Raw genomic sequence first — 25,862 nt, 5'->3', positions numbered from 1 at the left:
GGTCCGGCATCTGCCGGATCGCATCCAGGATTTCACGGATTATCCCGATGCTCATTTCTTTCAAGTCTGCTCTCAAGACGGCACCGCTGTGCCTGTCCGTATGGTTTTCAATGCCGCTGACCCACGCCGCCGGAATGGTTCCGCAGACGCCGGTGCTGTTGGTGGAGGAGGGCATGGGTGAGGCGGTGATGAACGTGCGCAATACCGACACGCATCCCGCATTGCTGCACACCACCGTTGAGAACATCGAGAACAGCGACGACGTACTGCTGATCTTCACCCCGCCCATTGCCCGGGTCGAGCCGGGCGGCATTCAACAAGTGCGATTCATTCTGCAAAACCGGCAACCGTTGAAGACCGAACGCCTGAAACGGGTGATCTTTGAGGGGATCAGTCCGACCAGTGACGCCGCCGGAGCGCGGGTCACCCTCGGTGTGCGCCAGAACCTGCCGGTGATTCTGCGTCCCGCCGGGTTGCCGGTGGAGCGCGAGCCGTGGAAGCGGCTGACCTGGTCAATGGATGCTTCTGGGTTGCAGGTCGTCAATACGAGCCCCTATGTGGTTCGGCTGGCGAAAACCATTGTGCCTCTGCCGGGCACCCGCTCGGTGAATCTGGCCAAGACCTACATCTTGCCCGGCGAGCGAATGCACGCTGATCTGCCCTTGCACACGTCGGCACAGACGATGGCGGTGAGGATTTTTCCGGCCACCACCTACGGCTTTGCGGTCGACCATTACGACGCGCCGGTTACCCGCTGATGAAGTTCTGCGTTCGTTTGGGCGTGTTGCTGCTAGCAGCCAACGGCACCGTGCTGGCGGCCGAAACATTGGAATTCGACGCCCGTGTGTTGAGAGACCGCGGCATCGATCCTGCGCTGGCGGCGTACTTTCGTGAGGCGCCGCGCTTCACCCAAGGCGAGCATTCCGTTGCACTTGAAGTCAACGGACAGGCCCGAGGACGTGTGCGGGTGGCATTCAACGAGCACGGCGAATTGTGCCTGCACCTCCAATGGCTGAACGCTGCCGGCGTGCGTCCGCCCCCCTTGATGGACAAGCTGCGACCGGAGCAGTGCATGACGCTGGTGGAGGGATTTCCCGAAGCTGTGGTGCAACTGGATCCGGGACGCGAACTGATTGACCTGCTGGTACCCACCGACCGTCTGATGCTGCCGGAACGTGCACCCAACAATTTCGCCCATGGCGGTACGGCCGGCGTGTTCAACTACGACGCGCTGATGGTCGGCAGCCAGCATGAAGGCCAGCACGACAGCTTTCAAAGCCTGGTCTCGGAGGTCGGCCTGAATGCCGGGGACTGGGTGCTGCGCAGCCGGCAGTCCTACACGTCGACCTCCGGCAACTCGCGGTTCGAGCACCTGTATGCCTACGGTGCGCGAACCCTGGAGGGCGCCGAAGCCAGCCTGCAGGTCGGGCAATTGAATCTCGCGTCGACCTTGTTTGCCGGTGAGTCATTCAACGGCGTGCAGATCCTGCCGGAAGCGGCATTCACCCAGTTGCGCATGGCGCAGGACGGCGCGCGCGGGCAGGTGGAAGGTGTCGCGTATTCGCCGGCCCGCATTGAAGTCCGGCAGAACGGCGTAATGATCTACACCACGATGGTGCCGAGTGGGCCGTTCACGCTGCGATCGCTGCCATTGTTGAGCAGTCAGATTGATCTGGAGGTGACTGTCCACGAACAGGATGGACAGGCGCGGCGCTTGCGGGTGCCGGCGGCCAGTCTCCGCGAAGCGCAATGGGCAGGGCCGAGCGGGTTCAACTTTGCGCTGGGCACGGTGCGTCGGCTGGGCTCGGACGACCGACAGACACCTTCTTTCACCGCATTCAGCAAGGATTGGGATTGGGGACAGGCCACCCGATTGACCGGCGGTGTGCTCGCGGGAACCGACTACCTGTCGGCAGGCTGGGGGCTGCAGCGGCAGTGGGCAGGCGATTATGCACTGGGCCTGCGGCAGGTAATGGCCGATGAACGCTCCAGCGGAGCGGGAGGCAGTCAGACGCAACTGACGCTCAGTACGCCGCTGTCCGAGCACCTGTCGACGAGCCTGGTTGCCGTGCGCCAGAGCCGGAATTTTCGCACGCTGTCGGACACAGGCTGGAATCAGGACCTTCACCGGGCGCAATCCCCCGGTCGCAATCACCTGGTGTTTTCTCTTACCGGCTCGGTGGATAAATGGGGTGCATTCGGGGCGACCTGGTCGCGCTACTCGACCCAGGGTGAGCCGTCGCATTCGCGCCTTGGCCTGTCGTGGTCTCGCACATCGCCTGAGCGCGTCAGCCTGTCATTGAACCTGGAGCGTGCTATCGGCGACACAGCGCCCGATCGCCTGGGCAACTCCGCTTACCTGACGCTGGGAATGGCGCTGGGTGGCCAGCGAAGACTGCGCGGCTATCTGCGCAGTGATGATCGATCCGGCTTGCGTCGGGGCGTGGCCGTCAACGATGTACTGGATGAAACCCTGTCTTACAACGCCAATGTCGAATACCGCGATGAGGCTGCGACGAGTTACGGCGTGCGCTTGAATGCGCTGCCGCGCTACACCAGCCTGGACGTTGGCATCGGCCAGCGATCCGGGGCGACCGATTATGACGTGGGGCTGCGCGGTGGTGTGGCGCTGCATCGCGATGGCGCAACGTTGTCGCCTTATCCTCTGCGAGACACTTTCGGCGTACTCAAGGCCGGTGATCGATCGGGCGTGAAACTGAACACGCCTCAAGGGCCGGTCTGGACCGATGGCTTGGGCCGCGCGGTGGCCGCGAGCTTGCCGGCCTGGTCGACGGCGCGACTGGAAGTCGACCCGCTCAGCCTGCCGCGCAACGTTGAAGTGCTCGACGGTGTGCAGGAAGTAAAGCCGGCTCGAGGGTCGGTGCAGCATCTGGATTTCTCCGTCGTGACGGTCCGGCGATTATTGCTGAACGCCATGACTGCCGACCGGCAACGGCTGGCCAAGGGGTTGAGCGTTCACGACGAACAGGGACGCTATCTGACGACGGTCCAGGACGGCGGAACGATTTTTCTGCCCGACGTAAAAGCGGGTCAGAGGCTGCAGGTTCAGCTCCCTGGCGACACGCAGTGCGTTTTGCGTTTTCCTCTTTCCGAATTCCCTGAAGACAGCGCGCTCATCGAGCGAGTCGACGCCACTTGCGTCCCGACCGAGCTGTCCTGAACGAGTGCTTCTTATGAAACTCTTGATGATTGCGGCTGTGTTGTCGTGCCTTGTCTTTCAATCGGCGTGGGGCGCCGATGCGTGTCAGTCGAGTCTGTCGCCCGCAAGTGTGAATCTGGGCACCGCGACGCGAACCGAGCTGCTGCAACGTACGTCGTTCGATGGCCGGGGGCCGGGGTTCGGCCTGCGCAGCGTGCTTTTGCGGGTGCAGTGTCCCGACGTGCGCCTGATGCGTTGGGCATTTGTCGCGCCCCCGGCCGATCCGCAGCGTTTCCGTTGGGTCGCGGGCACGCTGCAACTGCGGATCGTGGCAGCGCGCCTGGACGGTTCGGCGGTGCGCTGGCGGCTGGACAGCGGCCAACCGGTCGAGGGGGATCTACTTCGGCCGGGCATCCATGTCGTTCCATGGCGGGCGGATGCCGGTGCCCGGGGCAGTCTTCTGGAGGTGGAGCTGGAGCTTGATGCGCGGGTCGATGACGCCTTAAGCCGCCCCGTCGATCCGGTGCGGTTTGAAGGTCAGGGCGCCTTTACTGTGGACTAATCGGCCTCGGCCAGTAGCTTGATCGCCGTCGCGCCAACCTTGCGCACTGCTTCTTCGACCAGCGCTGTCGGTTTGGCAGCGTAGTTCATGCGAAGGCAGTTGCGGTACTTGCCCGAGGCGGAAAAAATACTGCCGACGGCAATCTGTACGCCCTGATCGTGCAGCGCACGATTCAGTTTCAGGGTGTCGAAGCCTTCCGGCAGTTCCACCCAGAGCATGAAGCTGCCTTGCGGGCGGCTGGCGCGGGTGCCGGCCGGAAAGTATCGCGTCACCCAATCGATCATCACGTCGCGATTGCGCTGGTATTGAGTGCGCACACGCCGCAAATGCGGTTCGAAGTGCCCGGCTTTAAGGAACTCGGCAATGGCAATCTGCGGTTGCGGCGCGGTGGAGCCGGTGCTGATGTATTTCATGTGCAGCACGCGTTCGAGATAGCGACCGGGTGCGACCCAGCCGATGCGCAATCCTGGCGCGAGGGTCTTGGAAAACGAACTGCACAGCAACACGCGGCCGTCTTCGTCGAAGGATTTGATCGTGCGCGGACGCGGGTAGGTGTAGGCCAGTTCGCCATACACATCGTCCTCGATGATCGCCACGTCGAAGCGCTGGGCCAGGTTGAGCAGGGCGCGCTTGCGCGACTCCGGCATGATGTAGCCGAGCGGGTTGTTGCAGTTGGGGGTGAGCTGGATGACCTTGATCGGCCACTGCTCCAGCGCCAGTTCCAGTGCTTCGAGGCTGATGCCGGTGAGCGGGTCGGTAGGGATTTCCAGGGCTTTCATGCCCAGCCCTTTGAGGGTCTGCATGGCGCCGTGGAAGCTCGGCGAGTCCACCGCGACGATGTCACCCGGCTCGCAGATCGCATGGATGCTGGTGGACAGCGCTTCATGGCAACCGGTGGTCACCACCAGATCGCTGGCGCTCAACTGGCAGCCGGAATCGAGCATCAACCGGGCGATCTGCTCGCGCAGTTCGAGGGTGCCGTGGATGTTGTCGTAATACAGACCGGGCATGTCCTGGCGGCGGCTGATACGGGCCAGTCCGCGCAGCAGCGGTTTCATTGTCGGCGAGGAGATATCCGGCATGCCGCGGCCGAGTTGCACCACGTCTTTGCGCGGTACGGCACGAATCAGCTCCAGCACCTGATCCCACTGGGAAATCTCCACCGGCCGCTGGGCCGGACGCCCGACCGCTGGTAACTCCGGCAGCTCACGACCGACCGGCACGAAGTACCCGGACTTGGGTTTCGGCGTGGCCAGGCCGCTGTCTTCCAGCATCCGATAGGCCTGCTGCACCGTGCTCAAGCTGACCCCATGTTCTACGCTCAAGGCGCGCACCGACGGCAGGCGATCACCAGGACGGTAGAAGCCTTGTTCGATGCGGGTGCCGAGCAACTCGGCTAGGTTCACATACAGGGTCATGGTACTGCCTCGATGCAGGTGATTCGAAAAACCAGTACAGATGCGGCGTAAATCGACAATTCAGTCCCGGAGACAATAAATCTGTATGGAAATAATACGGATTCGTTGAATCTGTAATGCTTTTGCCGACCCGCGCATCATGGAATCTCTGGCTACCCAAGTAAACAGGAGCAATGAAAATGAACGGTTTGAGCGATGTGCGGCTGACGTTACACAGTCAGGAACTGGAGGCAGGGCAACAGGACAATGCGCGCAACGAGATCCTGCGCAACGCACCGTCCGGGCTGAGTCGCTGGGGTCTGTTCTGGCATCGTCTGCACACGCGCAAGGCGTTACTGGGCCTGACGCCGGAGCAGCTCAAGGATGTCGGGCTGACTCGTGAACAGGCGCTGGAGGAGGGGTTGAAGCCGTTCTGGCGGATCTGAAATCTTCGTTGTCTTTGCTGGCCTCATCGCTGGCAAGCCAGCTCCCACAGTCGTGGTGGTGTTCACACAATCAGTGTCCACCACCGACCTTGTGGGAGCTGGCTTGCTAGCGATGGCGGCCTCAAGGACGCTACAAAATCATCAAACCAGCTCTTTCAGGCGATGCCACAACATCCCCAACGCCAGCAACGGCGAGCGCAAATGCTTGCCGCCGGGGAAGGTGATGTGTGGCACCTTGGCAAACAGGTCGAAGCCACCGCTGTGCTGGCCGCTGATGGCCTCGGCCAGCAACTTGCCGGCCAAATGTGTGGCATTCACTCCGTGGCCGGAATAGGCCTGGGCGTAATACACGTTCGGCTGATCGCTTAGCCGTCCAATCTGCGGCAGACGGTTGGCACCGATGCCGATCATCCCGCCCCACTGATAATCGATCTTCGCCGAGGCGAGCTGCGGGAACACTTCCAGCATCTTCGGCTGCATATACGCGGCGATGTCCTTCGGATCACGCCCCGAGTAATGGCAGGCGCCACCGAACAGCAGTCGACGGTCGGCCGAGAGCCGGTAGTAATCCAGCGCCACCCGCTGGTCGCAGACCGCCATGTTCTGTGGCAACAACGCGTGGGCCTGTTCTTCGCTCAGTGGTTCGGTTGCGATGATGTAGCTGCCGGCGGGCAGTACCTTGCCGCTGAGTTGTGGATTCAGATTGTTGAGGTATGCGTTGCAGCCCAACACCAGCGTCTTCGCCCGCACCGAACCTTGCGCCGTGTGCACCCGGACTTCGGGGCCGTAGTCGATGCGAGTGACCGCCGATTGTTCGAACAGTTTGACACCCAGTTGCTGGGCCGCAACGGCTTCGCCCAGTGCCAGGTTCAGTGGGTGCAGATGTCCGGAACCCATGTCGATCAAACCACCGACGTAGCGTTTGGAACCGACCACGGTGTGCATCTCGTTCGCTTGCAGCAAACGGGTTTCGTAGCGGTAACCGAGGCCGCGCAACTCTTCGGCGTCTTCGGCGAAGCCTTCCAGATCGGAAGGTTTGTTGGCGAGATCGCAATAACCCCAGGTCAGGTCGCAGGGGATCTGAAAGCGTTCGACGCGCTGTCGGACGATCTCCACCGCTTCCAGGCCCATGAGTTTCATCTGACGCACGCCGTCGACACCGATCACGTTGGCGAACTGATCGAGGCCGTGACCGACCCCCCGAATCAACTGCCCGCCGTTGCGACCACTGGCGCCCCAGCCGATCTGGTGCGCTTCCAGCAGCACCACGCTCAAGCCCCGCTCAGCCAATTCCAGCGCGGTGTTCAGCCCGGAGAAACCGCCACCGACCACGCAGACGTCTGCGACCAGTTCGCCTTGCAGCACCGGATGGTCGGGTTGCGGCAGGCTGCTGGCGGCGTAATAAGAGGCAACGTGGGGTTGGCTCGCGAAGGCTTGGGCGCGGGCGTTCATGGGCGTCATCCTGAGCGGGTGTCGAGAAAATTTGACGGAGCATAAGCCGCTGGCCCGAGGCCGGGCAACATTGGTCGGCCCGTGGTGTCTGGATCACGGCTTTTGCGGCACAATTGCCGCCTATTTCTCTCCGGTTACCGCTGCAATGAGCTGCAACAGTCAGAAAATCCGCACCCTGCGTCAGCAGATTCCCACGTTCGAGTGCGTGCCGGGCTGTCATGACTGCTGCGGGCCGGTGACCACCTCGCCCGAGGAAATGGCCCGCCTGCCGCGCAAGACCCGCGCCGAGCAGGATGCAGCCATGGAGGAACTCAACTGTGTACACCTGGGGCCGAACGGCTGCACGGTGTATGACGAGCGGCCGCTGATCTGTCGGTTGTTCGGCACCACCCAGACCTTGCCGTGCCCCAACGGCCGGCGGCCGGTGGAGCTGATTCATCCACGGGTCGAGAAGCAGGTGTTCGAGTACATGGCCGAAAACCGGCAGGTGCTGGTCTGAGCGATCAGTCCGGAATCGGCAGGCTCAGGCTCTCTTTCACTTCTTCCATCACGATGTAGCTCTTGGATTCACGCACGTGCGGCAGCTTGAGCAGGATGTCGCCCAGCAGCTTGCGGTACGAGGCCATCTCGGAAATCCGCGCCTTCACCAGATAGTCGAAATCCCCTGACACCAGGTGGCATTCCAGCACGTGGGGCAACTTCAGCACCGCGCGTCGGAACTCTTCGAAAGTATCGCCGGATTTGTAATCGAGGCTGATCTCGACGAACACCAAGAGACTACCCTTCAAGTGCTGCGGATTCAGGCGGGCGTTGTAGCCCATGATGATCCCCTCGCGCTCCAGGCGCCGCACCCGCTCAGTACACGGGGTGGTGGAGAGCCCGACCTTCTCGCCCAGTTCGGTGAATGAAATCCGCCCGTCCGCCTGCAGGATCCGCAAGATGTTGCGGTCGATCTTGTCCAGCTCACGTTTGGTCTGAGTGTTAGTACGCATAGGGGATGCGCCTCCGTGAAAAGGGTTTTTGCCGAGAATTGTCGCCAAATATAGGCGCTTATACAGTGAAAAGCACTGGCAAATCTTTTTTACACTGCGCGCATCATTGCTCTAACAACAGACGTACGCGGCACGCCGCGATGAGGGATACAAAAATGCGCGTTATCGTCTTGGGTAGCGGCGTCATCGGTACCGCCAGTGCTTACTATCTGGCCCGTGCCGGGTTTGAAGTGGTGGTGGTCGACCGGCAGCCAGCCGCGGCCATGGAGACCAGTTTCGCCAACGCAGGGCAGGTCTCGCCGGGTTACGCCTCGCCGTGGGCCGCGCCGGGCGTTCCCCTCAAGGCCATCAAATGGCTGCTGCAACGCCACGCGCCGCTGGCGATCAAGGCCACCGCCGACATCGACCAATACCTGTGGATGGCGCAGATGCTGCGCAACTGCACCGCCAACCGTTACGCGGTGAACAAGGAGCGCATGGTGCGTCTGTCCGAGTACAGCCGCGACTGCCTCGACGAATTGCGCGCCGAGACCGGCATCGCCTACGAAGGCCGCAGCCTGGGCACCACCCAGCTGTTCCGCACTCAGGCGCAGCTTGATGGCGCCGCCAAGGACATCGCCGTACTGAAAGAGTCCGGCGTGCCGTTCGAAGTCCTCGACCGCGCCGGCATTGCCCGCGTCGAGCCGGCCTTGGCCAGCGTCACCGACATCCTCGCCGGTGCCCTGCGCCTGCCGAACGACCAGACCGGCGACTGCCAGATCTTCACCACCCGCCTTGCCGAAATGGCTGTGAACCTGGGTGTGGAATTCCGTTTTGGCCAGGACATCCAGCGTCTCGACTTCGCCGGTGACCGCATCAACGGCGTGTGGATCGACGGCAAGCTGGAAACCGCCGATCGCTACGTATTGGCCCTCGGCAGCTATTCGCCGCAACTGCTCAAGCCGCTGGGCATCAAGGCCCCGGTGTATCCGTTGAAGGGCTACTCGCTGACCGTGCCGATCACCAACCCGGCCATGGCTCCGACTTCGACCATCCTCGACGAGACGTACAAGGTCGCAATCACCCGTTTCGACAACCGTATTCGCGTCGGCGGCATGGCGGAGATCGCCGGTTTTGACCTGTCGCTGAACCCGCGTCGGCGTGAAACCCTGGAGATGATCGTCAACGACCTTTATCCTCAGGGCGGCAATCTGGCCGAAGCGAGTTTCTGGACCGGCCTGCGTCCAACCACGCCGGACGGCACTCCGATCGTCGGTGCCACTCCGTTCAAGAACCTGTTCCTGAACACCGGTCACGGCACCCTCGGCTGGACCATGGCGTGCGGTTCCGGTCGCCTGCTGGCTGACCTGATGGCGAAGAAGAAACCGCAGATCAGCGCCGAAGGCCTCGATATTTCCCGTTATGGCAACAAGACCCAGGAGTCCGCAAAGCATGGCAATCCAGCGCCAGCTCACCAATGAGCGCATGAGTCAGATCGTCAGCCACAACGGAACGGTGTATCTGTCCGGGCAGGTCGGCGATGACTTCAACGCCGGGGTGGAACAGCAGACCCGCGACGTGCTCGCCAATATCGAGCGTTTGCTGGATCTGGCCGGGACCGACAAACAGCATCTGCTGTCGGCGACGATCTACCTGAACGACATCGAAGCGCACTTCGCCGGGATGAACTCGGTCTGGGACCAGTGGCTGCCCAAAGGCGCCGCCCCGGCCCGTGCCACTGTCGAAGCGAAGATGGCCAAGCCGAACATTCTGGTCGAGATCTCCATCGTCGCCGCGTTGCCGTAACCCGTTGTAAAGATCCCTCTCCCGGTGCTGTTGGCGGTTCACGCCGTCAGCCAGCGCCGGTTTTTATTCCCATGACCGCCAAGAAGTCTGCTGCCATGCGTCCTGCCCGTGCCCTGATCGACCTTCAAGCCCTGCGTCACAACTACCGTATCGCCCGTGAAGTCACTGGTGCCAAGGCACTGGCAGTGATCAAGGCCGATGCCTACGGCCATGGCGCAGTGCGTTGCGCCCAGGCGCTGGAGGCTGAAGCGGACGGCTTCGCGGTGGCGTGCATCGAAGAAGCCCTGGAGCTGCGTGCCGCCGGGATTCGTGCGCCGGTGCTGTTGCTCGAAGGCTTTTTCGAGGCCGACGAGCTGGCGCTGATCGTCGAGCACGATTTCTGGTGCGTGGTGCATTCGCTGTGGCAGCTCGAAGCCATCGAGCAGGCAGCGTTGAGCAAACCGCTCACCGTGTGGCTGAAGCTCGATTCGGGCATGCACCGCGTCGGCCTGCATCCGAAGGATTACCCAGCTGCTTACCAGCGTTTGCTGGCCAGTGGCAACGTGGCGAAAGTCGTGCTGATGAGCCACTTCGCCCGAGCCGATGAGCTGCATGAGCAGAGCAGCGCTGATCAGGTTGCAGTGTTTGAAGCCGCACGTCAGGGCTTGGCAGCCGAAGTCAGCCTGCGCAACTCGCCGGCGGTTCTGGGCTGGCCACAGATTCACAGCGACTGGGTGCGCCCGGGCATCATGCTTTACGGCGCCACCCCGTTCGAAGAAGCCAACGCCGTGGCCGATCGCCTGCAACCGGTGATGACGCTGGAATCGAAAGTCATCAACGTGCGCGAGCTGCCGGCCGGCGAGCCGGTGGGCTACGGTGCGAAGTTCATCACCGACAAACCGATGCGCATTGGCGTGGTTGCCATGGGTTACGCCGATGGTTATCCGCGTCAGGCACCCACCGGCACCCCGGTGCTGGTGGCCGGCCAACGCAGCCGCATACTGGGTCGTGTGTCGATGGACATGCTCTGCATCGACCTGACCGACGTGCCGGAAGCAGGCCTCGGTTCGACCGTTGAGCTGTGGGGCAAGAACATCCTCGCCAGCGACGTGGCGAAGTGGGCCGACACCATTCCGTACCAGATCTTCTGCAACCTGCGTCGGGTGCCAAGGCTCTATTCCGAGGGTTGAAGCCCAGGCTGGGCCCAAGTGTTGTAAATACTGAACGCTGTCGCCATGATAACGCTCAATATTTCTACAACACTCAGGAGGCCCAAGCCTTGGACGTCGGTGAACGACTGCAATCGATCCGCAAGCTCAAAGGGCTTTCCCAGCGTGAACTCGCCAAACGCGCGGGCGTCACCAACAGCACCATTTCGATGATCGAAAAGAACAGTGTCAGCCCTTCGATCAGTTCGCTGAGGAAGGTGCTGGGCGGGATTCCCATGTCCATGGTCGAGTTCTTTTCCGAAGAAATCCTGCAGGAAGTACCGACCCAGATCGTCTACAAGGCCAACGAGCTGATCGACATTTCCGACGGCGCCGTGACCATGAAACTGGTCGGCCGCGCGCACCCGAGCCGGGCCATCGCGTTCCTCAATGAAATCTACCCGCCGGGCGCCGACACCGGCGAAGAAATGCTCACCCACGAAGGCGAGGAAACCGGAATTCTGGTGGAAGGGCGTCTGGAACTGGTGGTGGGCCTTGAAACTTTTATCCTCGAAGCCGGCGACAGCTACTACTTTGAAAGTACCAAGCCGCATCGTTTCCGTAATCCGTTCGACTTGCCTGCGCGACTAATCAGCGCAGCCACGCCGGCGAATTTTTAAATCTAGAGACGCCAGGCCAGTGCGGTAAAGGTGTCCGAACTGTTTGACCGATGCGCAACAAGACCCCTTTAACTTTGGGGTTGTTTCAGTGTGGCGGGCTACCCGCTATACTTGCGCCCGCCTGCGAACCGTGGCCGCAGGCGTGAATAGCCACCATTGAGGGTGAACGCGTGAACCTAATTATGAAAATGCTGGCTGCACCAGCAACCGTACTGGCCCTCTGGGCTGTCAGCGCTCAAGCTGCGACGAATGACGACATTGCCAAACGCCTCGAGCCAGTCGGTCAGGTGTGTGTTCAAGGGCAAGAGTGCAAGGGGATGGAAGTCGCCGCTTCGGCAGGCGGCGGTGGCGGCGCCAAGACGCCGGATGAAGTGATTGCCAAACATTGCAACGCTTGCCATGGCACCGGCCTGTTGGGCGCACCGAAAATCGGTGACGCAGCAGCCTGGAAAGACCGTGCCGATCACCAGGGCGGCCTCGACGGCCTGCTGGCCAAAGCCATCACCGGCCTGAACTCGATGCCTCCGAAAGGCACCTGCGCCGATTGCTCGGATGACGAGCTGAAGGGCGCGATCCAGAAGATGTCCGGCCTGAAATAAGCCGCGCTTCTGACGAAAAAAACCGTCTTCGGACGGTTTTTTTGTGCCTGCGATTCAGGCTCGAGGCTGTTCATTGCAGCAAACAACCGGCAATCTCGGTCGTACCCCTATTCACGGAACGGGCAGGAGGCTTCAGATGGTGCAGTTGTGTTCGATCGAACAGGCAGTGGACGACGTACTGGCACGGTTGCCGGCGCATATCCACATGGGCCTGCCGCTGGGCCTGGGCAAACCCAATCCCTTCGTCAACGCGCTGTACCGGCGGGTTGCTGGATTGCCCGAACGGCAGCTGACGATCTACACCGCCCTGTGCCTCGGCCGTCCGGCCCTGGGCGATGGTTTGCAGAAGCGCTTCATCGAACCCTTCGTCGAGCGGGTGTTCGGTGATTACCCGGAGCTGGATTTCCTCGCCGACCTGCACCGCGACAGCCTGCCGGCGAACATCCGTATCGAGCAATTCTTTATGCAGCCCGGCAGCCTGCTCAACAGCGCGCCGGCTCAGCAGGATTACGTCAGCAGCAACTACAGCCATGCGGCCCGAGACATCAATGCCGCCGGGCTGAACTTGGTGGCGCAGTTGCTCGCCAGCAGCAGCGAACATCCAGATCGCCTGAGCCTGAGCTGCAACCCGGACATCACCCTCGACCTGTTCCCGATGATCGCCAAACGCCGGGCGGCGGGGGAGACCATTCTGCTGGTCGGCCAGGTGCACGCCGAGTTGCCGTACATGCCGGGCGATGCCGAAGTCGACATCGACACCTTCGACCTGCTGATCGACGAGAAGGACAACAGCACGCTGTTTTCCACGCCGAACATGCCCGTCGGATTTCAGGACCACTTCATCGGTCTGCACGCCAGCACCCTGGTGCGCGACGGCGGCACCTTGCAGATCGGCATCGGCTCGATGGGCGATGCCCTGACCGCTGCGTTGCTGGCGCGTCAGGCTGACAATGCTGGTTACCGGGAGTTGCTGGCCGATGTGAATCTCAGCCAGTGGGCGCAGTTGATCGAACGCGAGGGCGGTATCGAGCCATTCGCCAAAGGCCTGTACGGTTGCAGCGAAATGTTCGTCAACGGCCTGCTGGTGCTGGCGGACGCCGGGATCATCCGGCGCAAGGTCTACCCGGACGTGCAGACCCAGGAGCAGGCCAACGCAGGCACCCTCGACGAGGCGGCGCAAACCGACGGCATTTCAGTGCACGGCGGCTTCTTCCTCGGGCCGCGCAGTTTCTATGAACGCTTGCGTAATTTGCCGCTGAGCAAACGCCTCGAATTCAACATGACTCGCATCAGCTACATCAACGAGCTGTACGGTCAGGAAGAGCTCAAGCGCCTGCAACGTCTCGATGCACGATTCATCAACACGGTGTTCACCATGACCCTGCTGGGTGCGGGGGTGGCGGATCAACTGGAAGACGGACGGGTGCTCAGCGGCGTCGGCGGGCAATACAACTTCGTTGCTCAGGGCCATGCGCTGCACGATGCGCGTTCGATTCTGCTGCTGCGCAGCTGGCGCGAGTCCGGCGGTGATGTCAGTTCGAACATCGTCTGGGAGTACGGCCATTGCACGATTCCACGGCACCTGCGCGACATCGTGGTCACCGAGTACGGCATCGCCGATCTGCGCGGCAAGTCCGATGCGGTGGTGATCGAGGCGCTGCTCAATATCAGCGACTCGCGCTTCCAGCAGGACTTGATCGAACAGGCACAGAAGGTCGGAAAGCTGCCGAAGGATTTTCGCCTCGATCCACGCTTTACCGACAACACCCCGCAACGCTTGCAGGCGATTGCCGCACGGCATCCGAATCTGTTTCCGGAGTATCCGCTGGGCTGCGATTTCAATGAGGTCGAGAAGGATTTGCTGCGGGCGCTGAACTGGCTCAAGAGCAAATTCAAGCTGACCGAGATTCTGGAGCTGGGCAAGGCCGCGCTGGATGCGCCGGAGGCTTCGCTGTATCCGGAGCATCTGGCGCGCATGCAGCTCACCCGCCCGGAAGGTCTGAAAGAAGACCTGTTTCAGCGGTTGCTGCTCACTGGCCTGAAGGCCACCGCGCAATAATTGCCCACCCCAAAACAACTGTGGGAGCCAGCAAACTGGCTCCCACAGAAGTCCTGCGGTGTTGCGGGTTACTCGATGAAAGTCACCACGCCATCCTTCAGCGACTTTACGCGAGCCAGCGACTCGACGCGATAACCCTGCGAATCCAGCTCCGCACGGCCGCCCTGGAACGACTTCTCGATCACGATGCCCAGACCTGCCACGGTGGCGCCGGCCTGCTTGATGATCGAGATCAGCGCCTGGGACGCCTTACCGTTGGCCAGGAAGTCATCGATGATCAGCACGCGGTCGCTGCTGGTCAGGTGACGCGGGGAGATGGCCACGGTGCTTTCGGTCTTCTTGGTGAACGAGTAAACGGTCGCCGACAGCAGGTTTTCAGTCAGGGTCAGGGACTGTTGCTTGCGGGCGAAGATCACCGGCACGCCGAGGTTCAGACCGGTCATGATCGCCGGGGCGATGCCCGACGCTTCGATGGTGACGATCTTGGTGATGCCGGAATCCTTGAACAGCGAGGCGAATTCGTCGCCGATCAGCTTCATCAGGGCCGGGTCGATCTGGTGGTTCAGGAAGGCGTCGACCTTCAGGACCTGGTCGGAAAGCACGATGCCTTGTTCGCGGATTTTCTGGTGCAGGGCTTCCATGAAGCTGTCCTCTTTTGGCGCATTGTGCGCCCTAAGGTTTTAAAAAAGTGGTCAATTCTAGCGCTTTAACATCGCGCGTATATCAGCCAATGCGCTATTGCCCCGCACGGCTTTGACTTCGGTCGGTGTGTCGTCGTTGCCTTCCCAGGCCAGGTCGTCCGGCGGAAGCTCATCGAGGAAGCGACTTGGCGCGCAGTCGATGATCTCGCCGTACTGTTTACGCTTGGCGGCGAAGGTAAACGCCAGGGTCTGGCGCGCGCGGGTGATGCCCACGTAGGCTAGGCGGCGTTCTTCTTCGATGGTGTCGGCTTCGATGCTGGAGCGGTGCGGGAGGATTTCCTCTTCCATGCCCATGATGAACACGTAAGGGAATTCCAGGCCCTTGGACGCATGCAGGGTCATCATCTGCACGCCTTCGGCGCCGTCCTCTTCTTCCTGCTGACGTTCCAGCATGTCGCGCAGGACGAGTTTGCCGATGGCGTCCTCGACGGTCATTTCGCCTTCTTCGTCCTTCTCAAGCGTGTTTTTCAAGGCTTCGATCAGGAACCAGACGTTGCTCATCCGGTAGTCCGCAGCCTTATCGCTGGAGCTGTTGGTGCGCAGCCAGTTCTCGTAGTCGATGTCCATGACCATGCTGCGCAGGGCGGAGATCGGGTCTTCGCCGGCGCACTGCTCGCGCACCTTGTCCATGAAGCGCTTGAAGCGCGACAGACGATCGGTGAAGCGGCTGTCCAGATGCTCGCCGAGGCCGAGTTCGTCGGTGGCGGCGTACATCGAGATCTTGCGTTCGGTGGCGTAGTTGCCGAGTTTTTCCAGGGTCGTCGAGCCGATTTCCCGGCGCGGTACGTTGATCACGCGCAGGAAGGCGTTGTCGTCGTCCGGGTTCACGATCAGGCGGAAGTAGGCCATCAGGTCTTTCACTTCCTGACGCCCGAAGAAGCTGTTGCCGCCGCTCAAACGGTACGGCACCTGATGGTGCTGCAGTTTCAGTTCGATCAGCTTGGCCTGGTAGTTGCCGCGATAGAGGATCGCAAAGTCGCTGTACGGGCGGTCGGTGCGCAAGTGCAGGCTGAGGATCTCCATGGCCACGCGCTCGGCTTCGGCGTCCTCGTTGCGGCAGCGGATCACGCGGATCTCGTCGCCGTGACCCATCTCACTCCACAGCTGCTTTTCGAATTCGTGCGGGTTGTTCGAGATCAGCACGTTGGCGCAGCGCAGGATGCGGCTGGTGGAGCGGTAGTTCTGCTCCAGCATCACCACTTTCAGGGACGGATAGTCATCCTTGAGCAACATCAGGTTTTCCGGCCGCGCGCCGCGCCAGGCGTAGATCGACTGGTCGTCGTCGCCCACCACGGTGAACTGGTTGCGTTTGCCGATGAGCATTTTCACCAGCAGGTACTGGCTGGCGTTGGTGTCCTGGTATTCGTCGACCAGCAGGTAACGCACCTTGTTCTGCCACTTTTCGAGGATGTCGGCGTGCTCTTCGAAGAGTTTTACCGGCAGCAGGATCAGGTCGTCGAAGTCCACCGCGTTGAACGCCTTGAGCGTGCGCTGATAGTGGGTGTAGACGATGGCGGCGGTCTGTTCCTTGGGGTTGCGGGCGTTTTCCAGGGCTTCGGCCGGCAGGATCAGGTCGTTCTTCCAGGCGCCGATCATGTTCTTGATCTCGTCGACGCCGTCGTCGCCCGCGTATTCCTTCTGCATGATGTCAGTCATCAGCGACTTGACGTCGGTTTCGTCGAAGATCGAGAAACCGGGTTTGTAGCCCAGCCGTTCATGTTCCTTGCGGATGATGTTCAGGCCCAGGTTGTGAAAGGTGCAGACTGTCAGGCCGCGACCTTCGCCGGCACGCAGCAGGGTGCCGACCCGTTCCTTCATCTCGCGCGCGGCCTTGTTGGTGAAGGTCATGGCGACGATGTACTGGGCACGGATGCCGCAGTTCTGGATCAGGTGCGCAATCTTGCGCGTGATCACGCTGGTCTTGCCGGAGCCAGCACCGGCGAGCACCAATAGAGGGCCGCCGACGTAGTTCACGGCTTCTTGCTGCCGGGGATTGAGTCGGGACATACGAAAATTCGGGAGTCGTTGACGAAATGGGCCGGCATTTTAACAGGCTCAGCGATTTGTGCTGCTCTCTCCGACTTGTGACGCACCACGCGATTCAAATTTGCCGGTTTTGTTACTTTCACGCAGGATGCGCGGTGATTTTGCGGCTAATGTTCTCATTCGTGACACAAAATAACGTTTTGATAACCGTTGTCATTTGGTCATTGGTTGGCAGAACGGCATAATGCCCGCCGCCCACATCATTGCAGAGTCTAGGGAGTCAGCTTGACTACGCCTGTCGAACCCTTGCGTTTGCTGCTACTGGCCGAAGAGCCAGCGTGGACAGCGTTATTGCGCGAGTGTCTGGCTCCGTTGGGGAGCGCGGCAGTGCTGATCAGCGCGCCGAGCTGGGAGTCGGTCAGCAGTCTGTTCGAAGACAATCGCCATGCGGTTTTGTTGACCGTTCCCGCCTTGCAGCCCGCGCCCGGCCGGTGCAGCCTGCCGACGGTGTTGCTGCTGGAGCACGAACCGGCGACCGCGCCCGACGGCGTCAGCGACTGGCTGGTGTTCGATGCCCTCGATGCCGGCATGCTTCGCCGTTGCCTGCGCCATGTGCGCGAACGCGGCGTGCTGGAAAACACCCTGCAACGCCTGGCCGAACAGGATCCCCTGACCGGCATTGCCAACCGCCAGGGTTTCCAGACCCTGCTCACGGCCCGGCTGGCCGAAAACGACGGTCGCGGCCTGGCCCTCGGGCACCTTGATCTCGACAACTTCCGCCACGCCAACGACGCCCTCGGTCATCAGGCCGGCGACCGTTTGATCCTGCAAGTCGTCGCACGGCTGAAAAGCCAGCTGGAGGCCGGTGATCAACTGGCGCGCCTCGGCAGCGATGAATTTGCCCTGCTGATCGACACCCGCCGCGCCCCGCAACGGGCAGAATGGATGGCCGAACGCATCACCGAAGCCTTGGCCGAGCCGTACTGGGTAGACGGCGAAAGCTTGCTGATCGGTTCAAGCCTGGGCATTGCCCACGCCCGCGCTCAGGGCGGCGCCGACCCGCTGATGTGGCACGCACACATCGCCATGCAACAGGCCAAGAGCACCCAGGGCTGCACCTTTCACATCTTCAACGAACGCATCAACCGCAATGCGCGAAGCATGGCCGACCTCGAAAGCGAGCTGCGCCGGGCCTTGCGTCGCGATGAGCTGGAGTTGCATTACCAGCCGCGTCTGAACATGCAGGACGGCCAGATCGTCGGCCTCGAAGCGCTGGTGCGCTGGCGTCACAGTGAGCGCGGCCTGCTGCCGCCTAGCGAGTTCGTGCCGCTGGCCGAGCAGAGCGGCCTGATCGTGCCGCTGGGTTACTGGGTGATTTCCCGGGCCCTGCGCGACATGCAGGCCTTGCGCGAACGCGGATTGCCGGCGCTGCACATGGCGATCAACCTGTCGTTCCGCCAGTTCCAGGACAGCCAGTTGCTGCCGACGCTCAGCCGTTTGATCGCTGAGCGCGGGGTTGAGGCGCAGTGGCTGGAATTCGAACTCACCGAAACCGCCGTGATGCGCCGCAGCGATCTGGTCAAGCAGACCATGGACGCTCTCGGTCGCCTCGGCGTGCGGTTCTCGCTGGATGACTTCGGCACCGGATTCTCGTCGTTCGTGCACCTCAACAGCCTGCCGATTACCTTGCTGAAGATCGACAAGAGCTTCGTCGGCGGCATGGAGCAGCGCGAAGAGAACCGCAAACTGGTGCACGCGATGATCAACCTCGCGCACAACCTGCACCTGGAAGTGGTGGCCGAAGGGGTGGAAACCCGCGAGCAACTGGATCTGCTGCGCGGGTTCGGCTGCGATCAGGTGCAGGGTTACCTGATCAGCAAGCCGTTGCCGTTGGCGGAACTGGTTGATTACCTGATTGCTGACGCCAGCCAGCCTCCGCTGGGCATAGTGGTTTAGCCTCAAATCCCTGTGGGAGCGAGCTTGCTCGCGATGGCGGAGTAACAGTCGACTTATTAGTCACTGACACACCCTCATCGCGAGCAAGCTCGCTCCCACAGGGAAACTCACTCGACCTGAGCGATCTTGAAGCCTTGAGATTGCGGCTCGTGCCGAATCATCCGTTTCATTTTCCATTCGAACGCCAGCGTCAGGCTGATCGCCGCGCAGGCCAGGCCCAGCGCCAGCCCCCACCAGACCCCGGTCGGCCCCCAGTGCAGATGGAACGCCATCAGCCACGCCGCCGGCGCGCCGATCAGCCAGTAGCAACCGAGCCCGACCAGAAACGTGGTTTTGGCATCCTTGAGTCCGCGGATGCAGCCCATGGCAATGGTCTGCGTTCCGTCGAACAGCTCGAACCACGCTGCCACGGCCAGCAGGCTCACGGCCAGACGAATCACCTCGGCAAACGCGGGGTCGTTATGGTCGAGGAACAACCCGACCAGCTGATTCGGCAGCAACCAGAACACCATCGCAAACCCCAGCATCACCACTGCACCGAAGACGATGCCGACCCGCCCGGACATCCGCGCATCGCTCAATTGCCCGGCGCCGTAATGCTGGCCGACGCGCATGGTGATCGCATACGACATCCCCGCCGGGACCATGAATGCCACCGAGACGATTTGCAGGGCAATCTGGTGCGCCGCCAGTTGCGTACTGCCCATGGTGCCCATGCACAGCGCCGCGAAGGCGAACAGCCCGACTTCCACCGCGTAGGTGCCGCCAATCGGCAGGCCCAGACGCCAGAGTTCTTTCAGGTACCGCCGGTTCGGCCGCGACAGCCCCTCGCGCAGCGGGTAAGCGTCGTACGCCGGATGCCGACGGATATGCCACGCCAGTGCCAGCGCCATGCAGTTGGCAACAACCGCCGTGACCAGGCCGATACCCGTCAGCCCCAGTTTCGGCAGACCGAACATGCCGGTGATCAGCGCGTAATTGAGCAGGAAGTTGGCCACTGTGCCGGCGAGGCTGATAACCATCACCGGTGTCGCCCGGCCGATGGCGCTGGTGAAACCGCGCAAGGCCATGAAGCTCAGGTAGCCGGGCAGGGCGAACGGCAGGGCGATCAGAAACTGCCCGGCAGCGTTGACGTTGGTCTCGGTCTGGCCGAACAGCAGCAGCACGGGTTTCAGATTCCACAGCAGCAGCCCGGCGCCGAGCGCCATCAGCCACGCCAGCCACAATCCGGCCTGGGTCAGTTTGGCGGCACCGATAATGTCACCGGCACCCTGACGGATCGCCACCAGAGTGCCGACCGCCGCGATCACGCCGATGCAGAAAATCGACACGAACGAATAGCTCGCGGCGCCCAGACCGCCACCGGCCAGCGCTTCGGGACTGAGGCGGGCCATCATCAGGGTGTCGGTCAGCACCATCAGCATGTGCGCCAACTGCGAGGCAATCAACGGCCCCGCCAGCCGCAGGATGGCCCAGAGTTCGGTACGCACAGGACGCTGCATGGTGTTCACATCCGTATAGAAGAGGGAGCAAGAGACCGTCGATTCTCAGGGTTTGGCGCGGGTTGCACAAAGGGATAAAAAGGATGGGTGGCATGATTAAAACTCATCCAGGAGCAATTCTGCTAAGTTGGCGCAATCCCGCCATTGGAGCGCTGTCCATGTCCCGTCGCCTTCCACCCTTGTATGCCCTGCGCGCATTCGAAGCGGCGGCACGCCACAGTTCGTTCACCCGGGCCGCCGAAGAGTTGTCGATTACCCAGAGTGCGGTCAGCCGACATATCCGCACGCTCGAAGAGCACTTCGCCTGTCGGCTGTTCCATCGCAGCGGACGCAATTTGCAACTGACGGAGTCGGCGCGCCTGCTGCTGCCGGGTATCCGTGATGGCTTCGCCGCCCTGGAACGAGCCTGCAATACCTTGCGCGCCGAAGATGACATCCTGCGCATGAAGGCCCCGTCGACCCTGACCATGCGCTGGTTGCTGGCGCGGCTCAGTCGCTTCCGCCATTTGCAGCCGGGCAATGAAGTGCAACTGACCAGTGCCTGGATGGATGTGGATTCGGTGGACTTCAACAACGAACCCTTCGATTGCGCGGTGCTGCTGAGCGACGGGCATTTTCCGCCAGACTGGGAGGCCAGCCTGCTGTTTCCGGAGGAGCTGATTCCGGTCGGCGCCCCGAGCCTTTTGCACGACCAGCCCTGGGATGTGGCGCGACTGGCCAGCGCCGAGTTGCTGCACCCGACACCGGATCGCCGCGACTGGCGCAGTTGGCTGGAGCACATGGGGTTGTCCGAGCAGGTGTCGCTCAAGGGCGGGCAGGTATTCGATACCCTGGAACTGGGGATGATCGCGGCGGCCCGGGGTTACGGGGTGTCGATGGGCGATCTGCTGATGGTGGCCGAGGACGTCGCGCAAGGGCGCTTGAGTCTGCCGTGGCCGACGGCGGTCGCCAGCGGCCTGAATTATTACCTGGTGTGGCCAAAGACCCGTCCGGGAGGTGAACGTTTGCGCCGGCTCAGCGACTTCCTGCAAGGCGAAGTCCACGCCATGGCATTGCCGGCGGTCACGCGCTTGAGCTGAAACGTTCGAGCCGCCACAATGCCGGCCTTGGGCCATAACCCCGCTGTGTACTCAAGTATTCGCGTTCACCGCCGAATACGTCCAAGTGGAACCGTCGTGCCGGTTCTACGTTTCACCCCCATTATTAGAATTTTCCGAGCCGCGATCAGGGAGGATCCGCAGACTCGGCCAGGAGCTGTCCATGTCTCAACCTCGCGCCCGGATCGCCTCGCAGCTGGGCCTCGCGCTCGCCGTGATACTGGCGGTTGTCATCAGTGGCAGTACGGTGTTCGCCCTGCGTTCGCTGGATACCGCCAACCTCGCCACCCGTGAAGAACATCTGGCCAGCGAAGCACGTTTGCTCGCCGACCAGTTGAGTACCTTCCACGGCACGCTGCGTGAAAGCACTCAGCGCCTGAGCGGGTTGTTCGAGAAGCGCTTCAGCGCGGGCCTGAGCATTCACCCGGATGAGCCAGTCAGCGTGGCGGGCACTCAGACTCCGGGCCTGCACCTGGGCAGCGAAGTGTTGAACAACAACTTCAAGGAAGTCGACGAGTTCAAGCAGATGACGGCGGGCGTTGCCACGCTGTTCGTGCGCAGCGGCGAAGACTTCGTGCGAGTCAGCACCTCGCTGACCAAACAGGACGGCACTCGCGCCATCGGCACCTTGCTCGATCACGCTCACCCGGCTTATGCGAAGTTGATGGCGGGGCAGGGCTACGTCGGTCGTGCGCTGCTGTTTGATCGTTCCTACATGACTCAGTACACCCCGGTGCGTGACAGCAGCGGCAAGGTGATCGCCGTGCTGTTCGTCGGCTTCGATTACACCGACGCGCAGAACATCCAGTTCGACAACCTCAAGCGCTTCCGTATCGGCCAGAGCGGTTCCCTGGCGCTGCTGGATGAACAGAACAAGTGGCTGGTTGCGCCGGCGGGCGTGCAGGCGCCGGATCAAGCGGTGCCGGTGGTCAATGGTCTGGCGAAGACGCCGGGCAAGGGCCGGTTCTGGAGCGACAAGTCCGAAGACTTCTACAGCATCGCCGTACCGTTCGAGGGTGGACCGTGGTCGGTGGTGGCGAGCATGCCGAAATCCGAGATCCGCGAAGTGACCTGGAGCGTTGGCATCCAGTTGGCCATCGGGAGCCTGCTGGCGATGCTGATCGCGGTCGGTTCGGCGGTGTGGCTGCTGCGCAGCAAACTGCAACCACTGGGTGATCTGGTGCGTCAGGCCGAAGCCTTGGGCGCCGGTGATCTGAGCGTGCGGCTGAATGTGTCGAGCAACGATGAAATCGGCCAGTTGGCCCGCGCCTTCAACCAGATGAGTCAGGCGCTGTCGACCATGGTCGAGCACATCCGCCGCGCTTCGGAAGAGGTCAACAGCCGTGCGCAGGCGCTGTCCGGGTTGTCCGGCGGCGCGTATGAAGGCATGGAGCAGCAGTCCGGCGAGATCACCAGCATGGCGGGTGCGGTTGAAGAGTTCTCCGCCACCTCGCTGAACATTGCCGACAACATGGGCAACACCCAGCGTCTGGCCCAGGAAAATGCCCAGCAGACCCAGATCGGTCGCACGTCGATGGAAGAAGCGTCTTCCTCGCTGGAGCAGATTGCCGGCGCACTGAACACCACGGCGACCGTGATCAACACGCTCGGTCAGCGCTCCCAGGAAATCGGCGGCATCGTCAGCGTGATCACCTCGATTGCCGAACAGACCAACCTGCTGGCACTCAACGCGGCCATCGAAGCGGCGCGTGCCGGTGAGCAAGGTCGCGGCTTTGCCGTGGTGGCTGACGAAGTGCGCAACCTCGCGTCGCGCACCCGTCAGGCGACTGACGAGATCTCCGGGATGATTCACAGCATCCAGCACGAAACCGGCAACGCCATCAGCACCATGGAGCAGGGCAACGTGCTGATGCAGGAAGGCCTGTCGCGCAACGCCAACGTCGCTTCGGCGCTGGCGCGGATCGATGAGCAGAGCCGTTCGGCGGGTCAGCAGTTCGCGGCGATCACCACCGCGACTCAGGAGCAGAGCAGCACCGCGACGTTGTTGAGCAGCAATTTGCAGAGCATTGCGATGGCCAACAGCGAGCAGCGCGAAGTGGTTTCCAATCTTGCGATTACAGCCAAAGAACTGGAGAAACTGGCGGCGGATTTGCGCTCTGAGGTTGATCGCTTTCGTTGATTGGGCAGTGGAACAGCAATCGCAAGTCAGCTCGCGATTGCTGTTCCATATGCTTTCACGCTTGCTGAAACGTTTCCGCAAGACTATAAAAATGGCACAACTCCAATAAAGGTTGCTGCCATGACCCTGCTTAAAATCGTCGCCGCCCTCGGCGCGCTGTCCGCTGCCTCCCACGCCATGGCCTGGGATTACGTCCTGCTCGATGCGGACAAGCCCGCACAAAACTGGAAGATCACCAGTGAGCAATTGGGTGTGAAAACCGAAAAACCCTTCTCCGTGACTCTGCGCACCTTGCATGGTGGCCGGCAGGAGGGGGTCAGCATTGTCGACATCGATAACGGCACGATGAAACTCTCGGTGGTGCCGACTCGCGGCATGAATGTCCTGCAGGCGTCGGTCGGTGACGTGCGCATGGGTTGGGATTCCCCAGTCAAGGAAGTGGTGAACCCGGCGTTTATCGAACTCAACGGACGCGGCGGCCTCGGCTGGCTGGAAGGTTTCAACGAACTGGTTACCCGTTGTGGCTACGAATGGGTTGGCCATCCTGGCATCGATAACGGCGAACTGCTGACCCTGCACGGTCGAGCCGCGAATATCCCGGCCAGTAGCGTCATTCTGCATATCGATGAGAAGCCGCCACACGCCATCAGCCTGCGCGGCGAACTCAAGGAACAGGCTTTCAAGAAAGTCGACTTCTCGGTGAAGACCGAACTGATCACCGAGCCGGGTAGTGCACGCTTCGCACTCAACGACACGTTGACCAATAACGGCGATTATCCGAAGGAATACCAGGCGCTGTATCACAGCAACTTCAGCACGCCATTCCTTGAACAGGACGCCCGATTCGCCGCGCCAGTCAAACAGGTGTCGCCTTTCAACGACAAGGCAAAAGGCGAATTGGCGAATTGGCAAACCTATCGCGCACCGACCAGGGACTACGACGAAACGGTTTACAACGTCGTGCCCTATGCGGACGCAAAAGGTGACACTTTGACCGTGCTGCATAACAAGGCTGGCAGCCTTGGTGTCTCCGTTGGCTTCAACACTCAACAGCTTCCGGTTTTCTCGCTGTGGAAAAACACCGACACCCAAGGGCAGGGCTATGTCACCGGCCTTGAGCCAGGTACCAGTTTTTCCTACAACCGCCGCTATCAGCGTCCGTTGAAGCTGGTACCCACCATCGCGCCAAAAGCCAGTCAGCAATTCCAGATCAGCTACAGCCTGCTGGCAGACAAGGATGCTGTGGATAACGCACTGAAGCGCGTGACCGAGATTCAGGCAGGACGTGAGACTGAAGTGCGGCAGACGCCGCTGGTCGATCTGACTGAGCATTAAGGTGTTGCCGGACGGTACTGCAACGCCTCGGCCAGATGCTCGCGCTTGATGGCGTCAACTTGCTCAAGGTCGGCCAGTGTGCGCGCGACCTTGAGTAATCGATGCGCCGAGCGTAGCGATAAGGTCAGCCGTTCACACGCCGACTCCAGCCAGGTTTCATCGGCTGTGGATAACTTGCAGTGCCTTTTCAACCCCGGCAAATCGAGAAACGCATTGGCGCAGCCCTGGCGCTTCTGCTGCCGCTTGCGGGCTTCGGCGACCAACGCCGCCGCACTGGCACTGTTCTCTCCCGGTTTCACCGCAGGGTTCAAAGCTGTGGCCTCCCGCGCCACCGTCAGGTGCAAATCGATCCGATCGAGCAACGGCCCCGAGAGCTTGTTGCGGTAGCGCTGCACCATGTCCGGCGTGCACGAGCACTTGCCGCTCGGCTCACCAAGATATCCACAGGGACAGGGATTCATCGCCGCCACCAGCTGGAATCGTGCGGGAAACCGCACACGCTCCTTGGCCCGTGCGATCACGATGCAGCCGGATTCCAGCGGTTCGCGCAGAACCTCGAGCACCTTGCGATCAAACTCGGGTAGTTCATCGAGAAACAGCACACCGTGATGAGCGAGGGTGATTTCGCCGGGTTGCGGTTTTGAACTGCTGTAGGCTTTCGAAATACATGATAAATAGCTACGCTAGAGGCCGCTATTGGCCATCAAAACCTTCTGAAATTACTGAGAATCTTGTCGGTAATAAATGAGACCAGATAAAAAATGATCGGAAATAGGTGCGACCAGATTAAGCCGGTCCGGAAGATCAAGCCGACCCGCCGCAGCATTTCAGGAGTGATGGCTTTCAAAGGGTTAGGTGGGGTCGCTTTTGAGTCGTCATTGGAAAG

General features: G+C 61.4%; 21 protein-coding genes and 1 pseudogene. 15 read left to right on the top strand and 7 right to left on the bottom strand.

Translation table 11 applies throughout. The annotated features are described in order from the left end of the window. Positions 1-47: 47 nt before the first annotated feature. Genes JJN09_RS19240 through JJN09_RS19230 form a run of 3 tightly spaced genes read left to right on the top strand, consistent with a single transcriptional unit; the run spans position 48 to position 3,722 of the window. Positions 48-758 carry a fimbria/pilus chaperone family protein gene (locus JJN09_RS19240; protein WP_249483085.1) on the top strand — a complete coding sequence of 237 codons (711 nt, stop codon included), beginning with the start codon at positions 48-50 and terminating at the stop codon, positions 756-758. Next, positions 758-3,181 carry a fimbria/pilus outer membrane usher protein gene (locus tag JJN09_RS19235; RefSeq protein ID WP_249483084.1) on the top strand — a complete coding sequence of 808 codons (2,424 nt, stop codon included), beginning with the start codon at positions 758-760 and terminating at the stop codon, positions 3,179-3,181. The genes JJN09_RS19240 and JJN09_RS19235 overlap by 1 nt, the downstream gene beginning before the upstream one ends. Before the next feature lie 37 nt (positions 3,182-3,218). Further along, on the top strand, positions 3,219-3,722 hold the full coding sequence (locus JJN09_RS19230; protein ID WP_249483083.1) for a hypothetical protein: 504 nt from the start codon (positions 3,219-3,221) through the stop codon (positions 3,720-3,722). Here JJN09_RS19230 and JJN09_RS19225 read toward each other — a convergent pair. Next, a complete protein-coding gene (locus tag JJN09_RS19225; RefSeq protein WP_249483082.1) occupies positions 3,719-5,140 on the bottom strand; it encodes a PLP-dependent aminotransferase family protein in 1,422 nt (473 codons plus the stop codon). The two genes, JJN09_RS19230 and JJN09_RS19225, sit on opposite strands and share 4 nt — an antisense overlap. A gap of 179 nt (positions 5,141-5,319) precedes the next feature. Here JJN09_RS19225 and JJN09_RS19220 point away from each other — a divergent pair, with 179 nt between their 5' ends. Next, positions 5,320-5,565: a DUF1127 domain-containing protein gene (locus tag JJN09_RS19220; RefSeq protein WP_249483081.1), complete on the top strand. Its 246-nt coding sequence runs from the start codon at positions 5,320-5,322 to the stop codon at positions 5,563-5,565. Between the two features lie 141 nt (positions 5,566-5,706). Here the strand turns inward: JJN09_RS19220 and JJN09_RS19215 are convergent, their stop codons facing one another. After that, entirely contained in the window at positions 5,707-7,017 is a 1,311-nt protein-coding gene (locus JJN09_RS19215; RefSeq protein WP_249483080.1) for an FAD-binding oxidoreductase, read from the bottom strand. Between the two features lie 145 nt (positions 7,018-7,162). Here JJN09_RS19215 and JJN09_RS19210 point away from each other — a divergent pair, with 145 nt between their 5' ends. Further along, the gene (locus tag JJN09_RS19210) at positions 7,163-7,516 is read left to right on the top strand and encodes a YkgJ family cysteine cluster protein (RefSeq protein WP_085685871.1); all 354 of its coding nucleotides are present in this window, start codon (positions 7,163-7,165) and stop codon (positions 7,514-7,516) included. 4 nt (positions 7,517-7,520) lie between these two features. Here JJN09_RS19210 and JJN09_RS19205 read toward each other — a convergent pair whose 3' ends face one another. Next, a complete protein-coding gene (locus tag JJN09_RS19205; protein ID WP_003177284.1) occupies positions 7,521-8,009 on the bottom strand; it encodes an Lrp/AsnC ligand binding domain-containing protein in 489 nt (162 codons plus the stop codon). 155 nt (positions 8,010-8,164) lie between these two features. On the opposite strand from JJN09_RS19205, the gene dadA reads away from it, so the two are divergent. The 6 genes from dadA to JJN09_RS19175 all read left to right on the top strand — a co-directional run bounded on the left by dadA (position 8,165) and on the right by JJN09_RS19175 (position 14,259). Then, a complete protein-coding gene (dadA, locus tag JJN09_RS19200) occupies positions 8,165-9,469 on the top strand; it encodes a D-amino acid dehydrogenase (RefSeq protein ID WP_249483079.1) in 1,305 nt (434 codons plus the stop codon). Continuing rightward, positions 9,441-9,794 (top strand): RidA family protein, encoded by a 354-nt coding sequence (locus tag JJN09_RS19195; protein ID WP_007954489.1) that lies wholly within the window; start codon positions 9,441-9,443, stop codon positions 9,792-9,794. Before dadA ends, JJN09_RS19195 begins: the two co-directional genes overlap by 29 nt. Before the next feature lie 95 nt (positions 9,795-9,889). Beyond that, on the top strand, positions 9,890-10,963 hold the full coding sequence (gene alr / locus JJN09_RS19190; protein ID WP_249483078.1) for an alanine racemase: 1,074 nt from the start codon (positions 9,890-9,892) through the stop codon (positions 10,961-10,963). 89 nt (positions 10,964-11,052) lie between these two features. Then, complete coding sequence (locus JJN09_RS19185) at positions 11,053-11,601, top strand: cupin domain-containing protein (RefSeq protein WP_008086779.1); 549 nt, start codon at positions 11,053-11,055, stop codon at positions 11,599-11,601. A 182-nt stretch (positions 11,602-11,783) separates the two neighbouring features. Then, the gene (locus tag JJN09_RS19180; RefSeq protein ID WP_025112727.1) at positions 11,784-12,200 is read left to right on the top strand and encodes a cytochrome c5 family protein; all 417 of its coding nucleotides are present in this window, start codon (positions 11,784-11,786) and stop codon (positions 12,198-12,200) included. A 136-nt stretch (positions 12,201-12,336) separates the two neighbouring features. Beyond that, positions 12,337-14,259: an acetyl-CoA hydrolase/transferase C-terminal domain-containing protein gene (locus JJN09_RS19175; protein ID WP_249483077.1), complete on the top strand. Its 1,923-nt coding sequence runs from the start codon at positions 12,337-12,339 to the stop codon at positions 14,257-14,259. A 68-nt stretch (positions 14,260-14,327) separates the two neighbouring features. On the opposite strand, the gene JJN09_RS19170 is transcribed toward JJN09_RS19175, so the two are convergent. After that, positions 14,328-14,900 (bottom strand): xanthine phosphoribosyltransferase, encoded by a 573-nt coding sequence (locus JJN09_RS19170; RefSeq protein WP_007920398.1) that lies wholly within the window; start codon positions 14,898-14,900, stop codon positions 14,328-14,330. Positions 14,901-14,957: 57 nt separating this feature from the next. After that, complete coding sequence (gene rep / locus JJN09_RS19165; RefSeq protein WP_249483076.1) at positions 14,958-16,967, bottom strand: DNA helicase Rep; 2,010 nt, start codon at positions 16,965-16,967, stop codon at positions 14,958-14,960. A 264-nt stretch (positions 16,968-17,231) separates the two neighbouring features. Here rep and JJN09_RS19160 point away from each other — a divergent pair, with 264 nt between their 5' ends. Next, positions 17,232-18,902 carry a bifunctional diguanylate cyclase/phosphodiesterase gene (locus JJN09_RS19160; protein WP_249483075.1) on the top strand — a complete coding sequence of 557 codons (1,671 nt, stop codon included), beginning with the start codon at positions 17,232-17,234 and terminating at the stop codon, positions 18,900-18,902. 107 nt (positions 18,903-19,009) lie between these two features. Here the strand turns inward: JJN09_RS19160 and JJN09_RS19155 are convergent, their stop codons facing one another. Continuing rightward, on the bottom strand, positions 19,010-20,404 hold the full coding sequence (locus tag JJN09_RS19155; RefSeq protein WP_249483074.1) for a NorM family multidrug efflux MATE transporter: 1,395 nt from the start codon (positions 20,402-20,404) through the stop codon (positions 19,010-19,012). A gap of 158 nt (positions 20,405-20,562) precedes the next feature. Here JJN09_RS19155 and JJN09_RS19150 point away from each other — a divergent pair, with 158 nt between their 5' ends. The 3 genes from JJN09_RS19150 to JJN09_RS19140 all read left to right on the top strand — a co-directional run bounded on the left by JJN09_RS19150 (position 20,563) and on the right by JJN09_RS19140 (position 24,976). After that, the gene (locus JJN09_RS19150) at positions 20,563-21,483 is read left to right on the top strand and encodes a LysR substrate-binding domain-containing protein (RefSeq protein WP_249483073.1); all 921 of its coding nucleotides are present in this window, start codon (positions 20,563-20,565) and stop codon (positions 21,481-21,483) included. A gap of 181 nt (positions 21,484-21,664) precedes the next feature. Then, positions 21,665-23,641: a methyl-accepting chemotaxis protein gene (locus JJN09_RS19145; protein ID WP_249483072.1), complete on the top strand. Its 1,977-nt coding sequence runs from the start codon at positions 21,665-21,667 to the stop codon at positions 23,639-23,641. A gap of 120 nt (positions 23,642-23,761) precedes the next feature. Beyond that, positions 23,762-24,976: an aldose 1-epimerase family protein gene (locus JJN09_RS19140; protein WP_249483071.1), complete on the top strand. Its 1,215-nt coding sequence runs from the start codon at positions 23,762-23,764 to the stop codon at positions 24,974-24,976. On the opposite strand, the pseudogene JJN09_RS19135 reads toward JJN09_RS19140, so the two are convergent. Next, positions 24,973-25,620, bottom strand: a pseudogene (locus JJN09_RS19135) (ATP-binding protein); the annotation flags it as partial. The gene JJN09_RS19140 and the pseudogene JJN09_RS19135 overlap by 4 nt on opposite strands. Positions 25,621-25,862: the final 242 nt, after the last annotated feature.

The organism is Pseudomonas sp. HS6 (assembly GCF_023375815.1).
Classification (GTDB): Bacteria; Pseudomonadota; Gammaproteobacteria; order Pseudomonadales; family Pseudomonadaceae; genus Aquipseudomonas.
This window is presented reverse-complemented; position numbering and strand designations above follow the sequence as displayed.

Coding starts and splice junctions, on each gene's coding strand:
- JJN09_RS19240 (WP_249483085.1), top strand. CDS start 48: ATGCTCATTTCTTTCAAGTCTGCTCTCAAGACGGCACCGCTGTGCCTG.
- JJN09_RS19235 (WP_249483084.1), top strand. CDS start 758: ATGAAGTTCTGCGTTCGTTTGGGCGTGTTGCTGCTAGCAGCCAACGGC.
- JJN09_RS19225 (WP_249483082.1), bottom strand. CDS start 5,140: ATGACCCTGTATGTGAACCTAGCCGAGTTGCTCGGCACCCGCATCGAA.
- JJN09_RS19220 (WP_249483081.1), top strand. CDS start 5,320: ATGAACGGTTTGAGCGATGTGCGGCTGACGTTACACAGTCAGGAACTG.
- JJN09_RS19215 (WP_249483080.1), bottom strand. CDS start 7,017: ATGAACGCCCGCGCCCAAGCCTTCGCGAGCCAACCCCACGTTGCCTCT.
- JJN09_RS19210 (WP_085685871.1), top strand. CDS start 7,163: ATGAGCTGCAACAGTCAGAAAATCCGCACCCTGCGTCAGCAGATTCCC.
- JJN09_RS19205 (WP_003177284.1), bottom strand. CDS start 8,009: ATGCGTACTAACACTCAGACCAAACGTGAGCTGGACAAGATCGACCGC.
- dadA (WP_249483079.1), top strand. CDS start 8,165: ATGCGCGTTATCGTCTTGGGTAGCGGCGTCATCGGTACCGCCAGTGCT.
- JJN09_RS19195 (WP_007954489.1), top strand. CDS start 9,441: ATGGCAATCCAGCGCCAGCTCACCAATGAGCGCATGAGTCAGATCGTC.
- alr (WP_249483078.1), top strand. CDS start 9,890: ATGCGTCCTGCCCGTGCCCTGATCGACCTTCAAGCCCTGCGTCACAAC.
- JJN09_RS19180 (WP_025112727.1), top strand. CDS start 11,784: ATGAAAATGCTGGCTGCACCAGCAACCGTACTGGCCCTCTGGGCTGTC.
- JJN09_RS19175 (WP_249483077.1), top strand. CDS start 12,337: ATGGTGCAGTTGTGTTCGATCGAACAGGCAGTGGACGACGTACTGGCA.
- JJN09_RS19170 (WP_007920398.1), bottom strand. CDS start 14,900: ATGGAAGCCCTGCACCAGAAAATCCGCGAACAAGGCATCGTGCTTTCC.
- rep (WP_249483076.1), bottom strand. CDS start 16,967: ATGTCCCGACTCAATCCCCGGCAGCAAGAAGCCGTGAACTACGTCGGC.
- JJN09_RS19155 (WP_249483074.1), bottom strand. CDS start 20,404: ATGCAGCGTCCTGTGCGTACCGAACTCTGGGCCATCCTGCGGCTGGCG.
- JJN09_RS19150 (WP_249483073.1), top strand. CDS start 20,563: ATGTCCCGTCGCCTTCCACCCTTGTATGCCCTGCGCGCATTCGAAGCG.
- JJN09_RS19145 (WP_249483072.1), top strand. CDS start 21,665: ATGTCTCAACCTCGCGCCCGGATCGCCTCGCAGCTGGGCCTCGCGCTC.
- JJN09_RS19140 (WP_249483071.1), top strand. CDS start 23,762: ATGACCCTGCTTAAAATCGTCGCCGCCCTCGGCGCGCTGTCCGCTGCC.